This window comes from Exiguobacterium sp. N5, assembly GCF_025842465.1.
Lineage (GTDB): Bacteria > Bacillota > Bacilli > Exiguobacteriales > Exiguobacteriaceae > Exiguobacterium > Exiguobacterium profundum.
This window is the reverse complement of the sequence record NZ_JAPAEP010000002.1, coordinates 201945-215538: the sequence shown is the minus strand read 5'-3', so window position 1 is coordinate 215538 and position 13594 is coordinate 201945. Positions and strand designations below refer to the sequence as shown.

Below are 13594 nucleotides of genomic sequence, written 5' to 3'. Positions count from 1 at the left end.
GTGTTCCCTAACGCCAATAAAAAAATCCCTCTTTTTCAAAAAAGAGAGATTTCACACAAACATTTATAATGCGGCCCATACATGCTGTTTCAATACGATTTGTTGTACCACTTTAGGGTCGAGTTCGTATTCAGTGGCAATGATGCGCGTCACTTTCGCTTTCGCATCGGGGTCGTCAGGATTCTGCTTCGTATATTGATCTTGCCATGACCTCCAAATTTGAATCTCTGTATCGGTCAATTTGGTCGTCCATTCTTTTTCTCGAAGTTGCCAACCGAATATCATGTCGTCTGTTTGACCGGGTTCCACCCAGTCTGCGAGTCCATAGTCGCCTTCCGGAGCGAATACGGCTTCACCGAGTGGCGGTTCCGTCCCGATATAGGCAGCATCATCATAAAATCGTAACAAGGCGGCCTGGAACTGATCTGACTGTTTTACGTCATCGATGACGTCATGGCTGACGGATTGAAGCTCATCCGTACTCGGGTTCCCGTGTACGACGATGTCGTATTCATATCGAATGACACCGTCTTGTTCGATTGGTGTACGTTCTTCAATCGTATATATTTCCTCGGAAATGGATGCTTGTTCAGCCTTTAACTGCGTCGTGGGGACGGATTCCTGTGGCCAAAACCAGAAGGCGCAACCGAGAGGGACAAGGAATACGGCAAGACGACGTAGTCGGTACACCCTGTTTGATTTTCTTTTTTTCTTCAATCCAAAAACACTCCTTCAATTATGTAACAATCCCCAAAATGTCGGGGATTACGTTCGATCTAAACGAACGAGGTCCGCATCGGGATGCGACTGACCACGAACGAGAGCACTCAAAATACGAGAGCCAAGCATGCTATACACGGTCCCATTTCCCCCATATCCGAGCAAGTAAAACAAGTTCGGTCGATTCGGGTGCTCCCCGATGAACGGGAGTTGGTCCACCGACTCTCCAAACAAGGCGACCCAAGCATAGTCGACTTCTAGGTCATACATCGGGAAGAGCTCGGCGATTTTTTCTTTCACTCGTTCCGCCCGATCGTTCATGAGCGCCTCATCGTGCGGCGTTTCGGCCTGGTCTTCGTCAAGTCCGCCAGCGATAATCCGCCCGTCCGGAGTCGTGCGCAAATAGAGATATGGTCGTTTCGTCTCCCAAATGAGCGCGCGTCCTTCCCATTCGCTGAATTCGGCGATTGGATTCGTTGCGATGGCGTATGACCGATTCAAATCGATCCGATGGGAGTCGAGTAGGGGAGCTGGCCCATAACCTGTCGCAAAGATGACTTTATTCGCTTTAAATGTCCCGTTCGAGGTGAACACAATCCATCCATCACCATCAGACACGACCTCATCCACCGACGTCTCTTCAAAAATCGGGACGTGTTGTTTCGATAAATGGCGAATGATTTGACGACTGAGCGTGAGCGGATTGACCTCGGCATCGCCTTTTGTGATGAGGGCCGCCGGTTTTTCAAATGGGAAGCGTTCACGTAATGCTTCACGATCCAACCACTCCACATCAAAACCGTGTTTGGCTAGCATCTCATACTCACGTTGCAATTTGGCAACATCGTCCTCTTCACTCGCAAAACAAAGGCTGTCCCGTCGAATATATATATCGGATGCATCGACATCTTTCGCCACCTGGTCGAGCGATTCGACCGCGTCGAGACATAATTGATAGAAGCGTACCGCTGCCGCTTCTCCAATTTTTTCTGCCAGTTCATGTAACATGATGTCATTTGAATATTGAATTAAACCGGTATTTGCTGATGTGCTTCCGGTACCGACTTTTCGCCCATCGAGCACCGCAAAATCGACGCCATCTCGTTGTAACGTATAAGCCGTCAACGTTCCGGACATACCGGCTCCGATGACGAGTACGTCGTAATGCTCTTTTTTGTCAGGTCTTTCTAACACGACGTCCTCTGATTCGGTCGTTGGCCAATATAAATCTCCGTTATACAATTCCATCGGTCTCATCCTCCATGATATTCAGTATCTTCCTCTTTATCCCCGCTTCAAGAGAGGTGAAACCAAAAAACCGCAGACGATGTGTCTGCGGTTCAACATGTTATTTCTTGATGATGATGGATGAAGGAGAAGCGCCTTTCGTATATGTGATGCGTTGGACGTTTTTTGCCCCGCGAATCTCAGCAAGGTTTTTCCCGTCAACGATTACTTCTTTTACCGTCGCGCCTTTGAAGTCGATGATGGCACCGGCTTCTTTCGGTTTCACTTGAACGACGACATTTTTCAACGGTTCTCCTGTCAATTCCGTGTATACGCCACGAACGAAGATGCCATTTTTGAAGTTCGTGCCTTTTCCGATTGTCACGCCGATGTAATCCTCTTGAAGGACGAGGCGAGCAGCTTTATGGTTTTCTACAGTGTAACGCGTCAATTCCACTTCTGGTTCCGGTGTGAAGTCGATTTGTGCAAGTACTGGATCATGGTCACTCGCACGCCCTGACATCTCAGTGAAGTCCGAGTTGACGTGAATCATGTCAATTTTCGTAGAAGCGGCCAAGCGGTTCGAGACGAGGATATGATCGAGTACTTGTGAGTTCCCTTGATACACATACGAGTAGCGGTCGACAGCAGGAACTTTCTCGACCATGTTCGTCATCAAGTCGCCTTTGAAGATTTGGAGCGCATCCGAGAATTCGAAATCATTGAAGTCTCCGAGTGCGACGACGTTCGCTTCTGGATTCTTCGTCTTCACGTCCGCCACGAAGTTGTGGACGACTTGTGCGATTTTCTTACGTTGCACTTCACTTCCGAGTACGACCGGTTGTTGTGAACCGAAGAAACCAGTGTCGCCACCTTTCGAGTTCCAATGGTTCGCGATCACGATGACGTTCTCGCCTTGGAAGTCGAATTGAGCAGCTAACGGTTTACGCGAACGATCGAACGCTTCGTTCGTCGGATCGATACGTCCCGGGTTGTGCGTCAATTTCCCATCGGCGTATCCGACGGCCGTCGTCGCGTCACCAGCAGGAATTCCCTCCGTCAATGACACGCGCTCAGGATCGTACAAGAAGCCGACACGGATGTTGGCATCTGGGGCGCCTCCGTCTTGGTTGTTCTCTGGGTCGATGTTGACGTATTTATACGTCTTCCCACCAACAGCGACAATGTTATCGATTAAGCGCTGATAGCTCTGGTCAGCGGCAGAACCTGCTCCTTTATCCTGTCCATCGTTGTCTTGTACTTCCGTCACACCGATGATGTCAGGGCTGTTCAATTCGTTGACGAACGCTTTCGCCAGTTTGAGTGCCTTTTCATCTGATGTTTCTTTGATGTTGTTCGAGAAGTTCTCTAAGTTATACGATGCAATCGTTAATTGATCTTCTTCTGCCTCGATGAATGTCTTCTCACGCTGCGCATCTCCTTTGACGAAGGCAGCTTTCATGTCTTCAAGTGAGGCTTGAATCTTATAGTTACCGAACGAATAGCCGACAACACCGACAATCGGTCCATTGAAGCGGTCGCCCGTCGCGACATCGAATTCACGCGCTTCCGCGTTCGGTTCGAGACGGAACTGAATGCGTTCCGGGTTTGCATCGTTCTTTTTCAATAAGACGCCGCCATTGTACGTCTCCGTTGGCGTATCCTCGAGAACAGTCACCAAATCACCGTATTCTTGTGGTCCGACCGACTTCAACTTGTTCGTTTGAACACGCATTCCTTCAAGGCTCTCCCAGAAGTCGATGGCATCCTTCTCCGGATTGAAGACGGCGAGGTTGTCGCTGTCGATAAACTCGGTCGGAAGGTTTGAGGCATCAATCGTAATTGGAGTCGGAAGGGTGACACCACTCGCGACGACTTCAACTTTTCCGTTACGTGTATCGATTTGTGTCATCTTCATATCTGTCTGTTGACGGTCGCTGTATCCTTCAATCGCATACTCGCTCACTTTTCCGTTCACTTTGACGAGGTCACCGACTTGAATGCCAGCAATCGAACGTCCACCGTAAAGGACAATCCCTTCAGATGTCCGTGCATCGTCATCGGCCTCGGCGTCAGGAGTTTGAATGAAGTAATACGTCGTCCCGCTCGAGACGAACGTAGACGTGACAATTCCTTCTACCCCTTCAACCGTCTGTCCGTTCATCGGAGCCGTGTGGTTCGCACCTTGGATGTCGTGAATGCGAATCTTGTCTGTGATCTTATAAGAGAATGTTGAGACGGCGCTGAACGAGTCGCCTGTTTTCACGACCGTTTTCAACGTCGTCGAGTTTTCAATGCGGATTGGGTTTTCGTAACGAAGCCCATTCTCTTTTGGATCAGAGCCGTCGAGTGTATAGAAAATCTCTGCGTCTGCTGTCGTTGTCGAGAGCGTCACGTCTTGTGGACCAACGAATGTACCGGCACCTGGTTTCGCGACAGCCGGCCGAAGAACGGACGTATCGATAACCGTGTCCGCCGGGTCACGAGGGATGATTTGGTACGTATCGTCAAACTGTTGAACGATTCCTGTGATCGATGAATAGTTCACATCCGTCTGTAAATCAAGGATGCCTCGCTCGTCGCGAACGACGAACTCCTTCGTTCCGTCCGTCGCCGTCAAGTTCTGACCGCTACCTGTGAGTGTGACATTTTTGACGGTAACGAGTTCGGATTCGACGTCCTCGTTGATTTGTTCCCCTGTCAAGACTTGGGCAGTAGGAAGTGTTGCTGCTTGTTTTGAAACAACGACAGCGCTGTTCAATTGAAGAAGCTCACGGTACGAACCGACGACCCCTGTGACAACGACCTCGTCCCCGACGTTGACGGAAAGAGATGTCGGACGGATAGACAGACCACCTGTTGCGTCTTGAATGGAGATGGTGTTCGCTAATTTAGCCGTGACGACTCCTTTTACGGTGACCGTCTCATTTTCTGCCTTTGTTCGTGCATCAGCAATTGAAATTGGTGTGATTGGTGCAGGAGGCTCCGTTGTGCCGCCATCTCCGTATTCGACGCCTTGGAACGTATGTAACCCGAGATTGTCGAACGTGTCTTGTGGTGTCGATGACCATTCGACAGCCGGGTCGAAGGCATCACTGCCATCACTGTCTCCCTTTGTGACCGTGTCTTTACGGATGAGCGATTGGTCAGCAGTCGCAACGGTCGTTCCCCATTTTGTCCCTGGGTCGAAGCCGAGTTGACCGAAGACATCAAGAACAGTGTCTCCTTTTTTCAAGACGATCGTGTCATCCCCGTTGAAGTTCGTCACGGCACTCACCGTATCCGATTTTGCTTTCAATGTGTCCGACGCACTGCCGTTCACAATGACATATGTAGCTCCTGGTGCGAGTGTGCCCGTCAAATTCAATGTATTTCCGGCAGTCGTACCTCCGTTTGAATACAGTTCAATTTTGTAAGCGGAAAGGTCGATTGTCGCGTTCGTTCCGTTGAATAACTCGATTGCTTTATTGTTGCTCGATCCTTCTACGTACTCTGAAATGAAGAGGTCTGATGCGTTCAACGTCTCGGCGTTTACGTTTGCCGCAATCGGCGTCATACTGCTGACGATGAGTCCTGCTGATAAGGCGAGGCCAGTGACTGCCTTAAATGATTGTGTTGGTTTCCCCATGTGTAAGTCTCCCTTAGATGTAATGGTCTAATCCGATTTCCCCAACTCGTGTCGTTATAAATAAGTGAATTTATATCCTCCTTTTTCAAAAAAACAAAATGATAACGCTTACATTACTTTTCTTGTGACGAAACCCTTGAAAAATTATTCGTGTATTGTCAAAAATAACACGTTCATTTCCCAAGTTTTTTACTACATGTTAAACATAACCAAGCAGACGTCAGAACTCAATCCACTAAACACGAAGTTATGATTACATTTTGATTACAAGGTAAATGTAGTCGGAAGAACTTGACGAGTAGCTTAAGAACTCTTACACTCTTCTAACACGAATTAATTGTATCGGTTAAGTTGGAATTAAAGGAGGCACTAATGAAAGCAGTCAATTACCAAGTCATTCCTGGAGCAGGCGCGTTTTATTATGAAGGAAACGAAATCGGTATTTTGCTTTGTCACGGCTTTAACGGGACACCTCAGAGTGTACAGGACGTCGGAATTGAGTTGATGAAGCAAGGGTTTTCGGTGTATGCCCCGCGCTTGAAAGGGCATGGGACACATCCGGAAGACTTTCGATGTTCCACGCATCGATGTTGGTATAAAAGTGTGACGAAAGGAATCGAGCGATTACGCGAGTCGTGTCAGACGGTCATTGTCGTCGGTCAGTCAATGGGTGGGACGTTGGCACTCAAGGCTGCCCTTGAAGGAAAGGCGGATGCGATTGTGACAATCAATGCCGCGTTATCGGTACCAGGATATACGTGTCATGCGTCGGATACCGAGTGTCGATTTATCGACGAAGATGCGCCCGACATCTTGGCAAAAGACGTATATGAGATTGTCTATGACCGTGTGCCTACAAGAGCGATTCGGGAATTGCTTTCGCTGATTGACGAGGTGCGACCGCACGTCGGAGCGGTTGATGTGCCGACATATGTCATCCATTCTGCTGTCGACAACGTAGTACCGCCTTCCGACTCCATCTGGTTGTTCGATCAGTTACAAGGAAAAAAAGAATACGCGGTGCTTCCTAACTCGTATCACGTCGCGACGATGGACCATGATTGGAAGTATTTGTCGAAGCTGATCACGACCTTCTGTGAACAGGTTGGGGCGCGCCATCAAAATGCAGTGTAAAACTGCATTTTTTTGTGGGCTCATTCTTTGCAAACGCTTGCACTAGTGCTATGGTAGATGTGAATCATACCTTATTGTAGGAGGCACGGTGCCGTATGGAGACGTTGTTCAGCCAAACGAAACAAACAGAAATCAGTCGTGTATGGTGGAAAGAGGCCATCGCCTATCAAATTTATCCAAGAAGTTTCAACGATTCGAACGGGGATGGAATCGGTGATCTTCGCGGAATCATTGAAAAGCTCGATTACTTAGAAGACCTTGGAATTGATGTCATTTGGATTTGTCCGATGTACAAATCGCCAAATGATGATAACGGATATGATATCAGTGACTATCAAGACATTATGGACGAGTTTGGGACGATGGAGGATTTTGATGCCTTGCTAGAGGCGGTGCATGCACGAGGGATGAAACTGTTGCTCGACCTCGTTGTCAACCATACGTCGGACGAACATCCATGGTTCCTTGAATCGAAAAGCTCGAAAGACAATCCGAAACGGGATTGGTACATTTGGCGAGATGGGAAAGATGGGATGCCACCGAGTAACTGGGCGAGTATCTTTGGCGGGTCCGCTTGGGAATATAATGAACAGACCGATCAATATTACTTGCACGTCTTCTCGAAGAAACAACCCGATTTGAACTGGGAGAATCGTGAAGTTCGGACGGCTGTCTATGACATGATCAACTGGTGGCTCGATAAAGGAGTCGACGGATTCCGTGTCGATGCGATCAGTCATATTAAAAAGATGCCGACGGAGACGATGTTACCTTCTCCGGACGGGAAGTCGATCGTTACGGCGTTTTCGATGTACTCGAATATCGATGGAATCCATGAATATCTACAAGAGATGAAGCGAGAAACGTTCTCCAAATACGACATTATGACCGTTGGGGAGACGAACGGAATCGAGCCGGAAGAAGCCGACCAATGGATGGGACCTGAGAATGGTGCGATGAATATGGCCTTTCACTTTGATCATGTCGATATCATGCGACGGTCACGTCTTGCCCCGCTCGATGTCGTCGAGCTGAAACGGATCTTCGATAAATGGCAACAAGGATTACGCGAAACCGGGTGGAACGCGTTATACATTGAAAATCATGACATGGTGCGAGCGGTCTCGCTCGTCGGGGATGAGCATCATTATTGGCGTGAAAGTGCCACGGCGCTTGGGATGATGTACTTCTTCATGCACGGGACACCATTCATTTATCAAGGACAAGAAATCGGGATGAAGAATGTGCCGCTCCCATCCATTCATGACTATGATGATGTCGCGACGAAAAACGAGTACTTCGAACGCATCGCGAACGGGATGAGTGAAATCGACTCGATGCAACAAGTATGGGGCACATCTCGTGATAACGTCCGGACACCAATCCAGTGGGATGCCTCACCTTATGCTGGTTTCTCGACGACGACCCCGTGGATGCCGATTCACGAAGAGTATGAGACGCTCAACGTCGAGGCACAGCGAAACGACCAGCATTCGATCCTGTCGTTCTATAAGGAGATGATCCGTCTTCGTCGAGCTGAGGAGACGTTTACGTATGGTCGTTATCGTGACGTCTTGCCTGAACATAAGCAAGCCTTCGTCTATGAGCGTACGTTTGAGAACAACCGCTTCTTCGTGGTCGTCAACTTGACCGCCAATCCGGCAGAAGTGACCGTTCCGGAAATTGCAGGCGCCACGCTTGTCATGACGAATGAGATTGACCCCGAGACGATTGATACGGAAACGTTTATGCTTCGACCATTCGCAGCACGGTTATATCGTTTATGATAGAAAGGTACCTTCCTAGGAGGGTACCTCTTTTGAATGAAGGGTGGGACGAGGATGCATACGATTGAATTTTCTAATGACAACGAGGTCGTACGCATGGTCATTGGTGGTGCCGATCGCGAACGGTTGGAATTGATGATTGATGAGCGACGCGTTACGATTTACGTGAAAGCGTATCTCGATTTTGGAGAGGCGTTCGCTAAGGCGTTTCATTCGTTGAAAGGGACGGCCGCACTCCGTGATGTGGAAGGACAGTATGTCATGGATGTGACCTTTTCGCATCGAGGGGTCAGCGTTCGATTGCATGATCCGTTTCCTAAGAAGACGCTTCAGACCGATCAAAGTTACATGACAGAAACGATGCGACAAATTGGCATCTGGAATAGGCTGTGACAAATGAGGGAAAAGAGCATATGATAGAGATTGACTAAATGGAAAGGGGTGTCGGGTATGGATGGAACGAAACGTGCTGACATTCGCCCAGGACTCCACGTCCAAATCGTTTTAAAACAAGATCAACGAAGCGGAAAGTTGACGAAAGGCGTCGTTCAAGATATATTGACGAACTCGCCACGTCATCCGCACGGAATCAAAGTGCGTTTGAGCGATGGGCAGGTCGGTCGTGTGAAAGTGATCGAAGCTGGAGGTGAGTAAGATGAGTGAGAAAAAACTATCTTTTCAAGAGGCGATGAAACAAAAGCTGGCAGAGAAGAAGCAAAATCAAACGAAGGTTCCCACGGGTTTACATGGTACAAAACAGAAACCGTTGACGAGCCAATTGACGAAAAAACCAAATAACCAGAAGAAACGTACTGGTATTTAAACTCGCAGCTACTCGAAAAGAGTGGCTGTTTTTTTGATTATTCATTTCGTTATTGTGAATTATAATCATGATTTAATATTTCTAAACATTTTTATGTAAGCGCTTTAAGTGCTTATAAATAAGGAATCTCGCTTATATGATGTGAAAAAAGAGTGAAATGACCTATAAAAAAATTATTGATAATTGTCAGAATCTTTGTATAATTCAGAACTAAGACATCATAAAAAATTCTCAACTTCAGATTCACACAACAGGGAGGAACTTATTCATGGAAGCGATTCAAGGTATGTTACAAGGAAGCGTCGACTTTTTGAACAACATCTTATGGTCGTACGTATTGATCGCCGTTCTCGTTGGAGCCGGGATCTACTTCACGGTCAGAACACGTTTTATGCAGTTCCGTTACTTAAAAGAAATGTTACGTACGGTGACAGATAAATCGGACGTTACACTTTCAAAAGACGGGAAGAGTATTTCTTCAATGAAATCATTCTTTATCGGTGCCGCGACTCGAATCGGTACAGGTAACCTTGCCGGGGTCACGGTAGCGGTCACACTTGGTGGACCAGGAGCGGTCTTCTGGATGTGGATCGTCGCCCTTCTCGGTGGTGCGACAGCCATGATTGAAAGCACGCTCGCTCAAGTATACAAAGTGAAAGACGATGTCGCGTACCGCGGTGGTCCAGCTTACTACATCGAAAAAGGTTTGAACAACCGTGCACTTGGAATCGTATTTGCGGTTCTCATTGCTGTCACATTCGGACTCATCTTCAACTCTGTTCAATCGAACACAATCGCTGCAGCATTCGATAACGCATTTGGAATCGATGCGGCGATCGGCGGAGCAATCTTAGTTGTTCTTACTGGTCTTGTCATCTTTGGTGGTGTACAACGTGTCGCGAACTTCTCGGCGATCGTCGTACCAGTCATGGCTGTTCTCTACCTTGCCATCGCACTCTACGTTGTCGCTGTGAACTTTGCTGAACTTCCAGGCGTCTTCGCTATGATTTTCCAAAGCGCATTTGGTTTGAACGAAGCAGTCGGTGGTTCAATCGGTGCTGCAATCTCAATGGGTGTACGCCGTGGACTCTTCTCGAACGAAGCAGGTATGGGTTCTGCACCAAACGCAGCAGCTGCTGCTGAAGTATCGCACCCTGCGAAACAAGGTTTCCTTCAAGCACTCGGTGTATTCTTGGATACGTTGATCGTATGTACAGCAACTGCAGCGATCATCCTTCTCTCAGACAGCTACGCTGCTGGAAATGGTGAAGGGATTGTCCTTCTTCAAAACGCATTGACTGAACAAATCGGAGCACTTGCCCCAGCATTCATCGCTGTCAGCGTCTTCTTGTTCGCCTTCAGCTCGATCGCAGGAAGCTACTACTACGGTGAAACGAACATCGAATTCATTAAGAAGAGCAAAGGTGCAGTTCTTGGATTCCGTCTTGCGACAATGGCATTCGTCTTCATCGGAGCGGTCGCAAGCCTTGGATTCGTATGGAGCCTCGCTGACCTCTTCATGGCAGGGATGACATTGATCAACATCGCGGCAATCACATTGCTCGGTGGCGTTGCCTTCAAAGTTCTTAAAGATTACGAAGAGCAACGAGCTCAAGGTCTCAACCCACGCTTCTCGGCTCGTAAACTCGGTATCGAGAATACAGAGTGCTGGGATGTGGAAGAAGACGAAGTGGCACAAGGTACTGTTCAAGCAGCAGCAGCCGACGCTTCAAAATCATAATTCGTGAAATGCAACAAACAGGGACCCTGCTAATCGGGGTCCCTGTCTTTTTATGCATGATAACGTATCGGCTTGACGGTTTGTTCCGTCTCCGATTTGTTCAAATACAAGTAACTTCCGGCAACGAACAACGCACCACCGACAATATTACCGAGTGTGGCGAAGAATAGATTGTAAAGGGCACCGCTAAAGGTGACGAGGTCCGACGGTACATAGTGGAGCGCGAGAGCGAAAACGCCCATGTTCGCAATCGAGTGCTCGAATCCAGCGGCGAAAAATACGACGACCGGAAGCATCGTCAGCATAATCTTCGCGACATCATTGTTCGTTTTGAGTGGCATGAAGATGGCCAAACAGACGAGCACGTTACATAAGATTCCTTTCAAGAAAATAGCAAGGGCGTCTCCACCGATTTTCTTCGCGGCGACGACAGCAAGCAAATGGTCACCCGACACGTCACCCATGCTGTGAGCTCCGATGACGAGAAGCGATAGCATGACGGCACCGATCAAGTTACCGACCCAACTGAGTCCCCATATTTTTGCGAGGTCGAACCAAGCGACACGTCCCCGTTTTGCACCAGTGTAGAGATACATCGTGTTGCTCGTAAACAATTCTCCCCCCATCCAGACGATGAAGACGAGTGCCACTGAGAAACTGGCGCCCGCAATCAGCATCGTTCCGGGGACATCGATGAACATGTTTCCGACGGTGAATGAGAAGACGACTCCAATTCCGATTAAAAAGCCAGCGATTATCGATCGCAACATGTATTGAGGAAATGAATGTTGAAGCAATGATGATTTCTTAAATGCGGCTTCTTCCATATAATCGACGACTTGCTTTTCCATGAAAAGACCTCCTTTAGACCCTTTCAGTCTAGGAGGTCAACGTGAAGTTTGCAATTGTTTTCACAAACTTTCAAGAAGTTCTCAAGAAACCGTTCACATCGTTGCCACGAGTTCAACTTTGATGCGGTCCGGGTCTTCAAAAAATAGTGCTGTATAGTTTGGGCCTCCTGCGTGGGGGAAGCGGTCTGCGTACAATTCACGAAACCCGTGTGATGCGAGCTGTTGCCGAACTTCTTCTAATTGTGCGAGGGAAGACGCATGAAATGCCAAGTGGTTGAGACCAGTCTTTTTTCGGTGATACGGTGGCGCAAGGTGAGTCTTTTCCGTTTGAACGAACACGAGATATGTTTCACGGTATCGATAGCTCCGTCCTTCTGGCCAAGATTGATAGAGCGTGTAATCAAGTTGTTCACAGAGGAGCCATTCCCAGGCACGTATACTGTCGTGTAGGTTTGAAACGTAAAGCTCAACATGGTGAAGCATGAGAATCATCCTTTCGATGGACGTTTGAAAATGGTCCGTTCGGTATAATTGAACTATACAACGAATGAGGGAGGAAACGTATGGATCGGACAGGGCTCGTCTCAAATATTTTGATTGCCGGAAAGACCGGTGTCGGAAAGAGTGCGTTTATCAACTATATATATGGACATGACGTCGCCGAATCGCGTGCTGGAAGTCCGGTCACCGCAGAAGGACTTCACGAATATGAGTATTACGATTTAGAGCGGGGTATCTTGTTTCGTTTTTTTGATACGTGGGGGCTCGAAGCAGACCGCTCTGAAGAGTGGCATCAAGCGATCTTATCCATCGTCCATCAGCGTGAAGGCGCGCTCGATATCGCGGAGTGGTTTCATACAATTTACTACTTGTTGTCGGTGCAGTCAGGACGTGTCGAGGCATATGAGCTCGAGGCGATTTTAAAACCTTTATATGAGCGGGGGAGCAACGTCGCTCTAATATTGACTAACTACAATGAAGACGACCCGATGAGTGTACAAAAGGCAGAGGCGATGGAACGGGTATTGTTACGTGCACTACCGATTGAAGAAGAGAACATCATCCGTGTCAACAGTGTCGAAAAGAAGTTACTCACAGGAAAACACGTCCCGGTAAGAGGATACGAAGAGGTATGGAATCGGAATCGGACGAACCTATGGAAAGACATCGAGCGAAAACTTCCCATTAACTTGACGAATCATCTTCTTGAAGAGTTAGAGGATTGGCGAATTCGGAGTATCGCTTCTGCAGAGACGATTCGGATGCTGACCCCGCAAGCGATGATTAGTTGGAAAGCTAGAAAAATAGAGAAAGATTTAGAAAAGACGCTTGAAGAGGCCGCTTTGACGACGGAAGAGGCGATGGCAGAAGGGGTGCGTCATTATATCCAACTCATGCAACGATACCCGCTAGTCGGAGAGCAAGCAGACCTTTTGTTTAGAACGAGACGAGTTGAGCTCGGATTTGACTACTCGTTCGGAAAAACAGTTCGAAAGATGGTTCTCGGAATGATTCCTGGAGTGCACTTCATCTACTGGGCATTCAAGCGTCGGACGGCAGAGCGAGGGATTAAAAAGGCCATCGAGCAACAATATGCATCTGTAAGACAAACGATTGAAGAAGAGATTCGACGCGGCTTTGAGCGCGAGATGGGTCAGCTTGGTCGCACGCTCAACTCATAAG

12 protein-coding genes are annotated in these 13594 nt (G+C 48.0%); 7 read left to right on the top strand and 5 right to left on the bottom strand.

Translation table 11 applies throughout. The features are described from left to right. Positions 1–63: 63 nt before the first annotated feature. The 3 genes from OKS35_RS11970 to OKS35_RS11960 all read right to left on the bottom strand — a co-directional run bounded on the left by OKS35_RS11970 (position 64) and on the right by OKS35_RS11960 (position 5575). The gene (locus tag OKS35_RS11970) at positions 64–717 is read right to left on the bottom strand and encodes a hypothetical protein (protein ID WP_215244225.1); all 654 of its coding nucleotides are present in this window, start codon (positions 715–717) and stop codon (positions 64–66) included. Positions 718–765: 48 nt separating this feature from the next. Further along, positions 766–1968: an NAD(P)/FAD-dependent oxidoreductase gene (locus tag OKS35_RS11965; protein WP_078146025.1), complete on the bottom strand. Its 1203-nt coding sequence runs from the start codon at positions 1966–1968 to the stop codon at positions 766–768. Positions 1969–2068: 100 nt separating this feature from the next. Beyond that, positions 2069–5575: a lamin tail domain-containing protein gene (locus OKS35_RS11960; protein WP_214784450.1), complete on the bottom strand. Its 3507-nt coding sequence runs from the start codon at positions 5573–5575 to the stop codon at positions 2069–2071. A gap of 372 nt (positions 5576–5947) precedes the next feature. Between OKS35_RS11960 and OKS35_RS11955 the strand changes: the two genes are divergently transcribed. The 6 genes from OKS35_RS11955 to OKS35_RS11930 all read left to right on the top strand — a co-directional run bounded on the left by OKS35_RS11955 (position 5948) and on the right by OKS35_RS11930 (position 11060). Then, positions 5948–6709, top strand: coding sequence for an alpha/beta hydrolase (locus OKS35_RS11955; protein ID WP_264093142.1), 762 nt, complete (start codon positions 5948–5950; stop codon positions 6707–6709). Positions 6710–6840: 131 nt separating this feature from the next. Then, entirely contained in the window at positions 6841–8496 is a 1656-nt protein-coding gene (locus OKS35_RS11950) for a glycoside hydrolase family 13 protein (protein WP_074037853.1), read from the top strand. 54 nt (positions 8497–8550) lie between these two features. After that, the gene (locus tag OKS35_RS11945) at positions 8551–8889 is read left to right on the top strand and encodes a hypothetical protein (RefSeq protein WP_143180208.1); all 339 of its coding nucleotides are present in this window, start codon (positions 8551–8553) and stop codon (positions 8887–8889) included. A gap of 57 nt (positions 8890–8946) precedes the next feature. Continuing rightward, positions 8947–9150, top strand: coding sequence for a YwbE family protein (locus OKS35_RS11940; RefSeq protein WP_015880320.1), 204 nt, complete (start codon positions 8947–8949; stop codon positions 9148–9150). A 1-nt stretch (position 9151) separates the two neighbouring features. After that, on the top strand, positions 9152–9319 hold the full coding sequence (locus tag OKS35_RS11935; RefSeq protein WP_015880321.1) for a hypothetical protein: 168 nt from the start codon (positions 9152–9154) through the stop codon (positions 9317–9319). A gap of 268 nt (positions 9320–9587) precedes the next feature. Then, positions 9588–11060, top strand: coding sequence for an alanine/glycine:cation symporter family protein (locus tag OKS35_RS11930; RefSeq protein ID WP_214784444.1), 1473 nt, complete (start codon positions 9588–9590; stop codon positions 11058–11060). Positions 11061–11110: 50 nt separating this feature from the next. Here OKS35_RS11930 and OKS35_RS11925 read toward each other — a convergent pair whose 3' ends face one another. Both OKS35_RS11925 and OKS35_RS11920 read right to left on the bottom strand, forming a co-directional pair. Beyond that, the gene (locus OKS35_RS11925; protein ID WP_214691372.1) at positions 11111–11911 is read right to left on the bottom strand and encodes a formate/nitrite transporter family protein; all 801 of its coding nucleotides are present in this window, start codon (positions 11909–11911) and stop codon (positions 11111–11113) included. 93 nt (positions 11912–12004) lie between these two features. Then, positions 12005–12394, bottom strand: coding sequence for a VOC family protein (locus OKS35_RS11920; protein WP_214685001.1), 390 nt, complete (start codon positions 12392–12394; stop codon positions 12005–12007). A gap of 80 nt (positions 12395–12474) precedes the next feature. Here OKS35_RS11920 and OKS35_RS11915 point away from each other — a divergent pair, with 80 nt between their 5' ends. Continuing rightward, positions 12475–13593, top strand: a complete 1119-nt coding sequence (locus OKS35_RS11915) for a GTPase (RefSeq protein WP_214784441.1) — start codon at positions 12475–12477, stop codon at positions 13591–13593. Position 13594 lies beyond the last annotated feature (1 nt).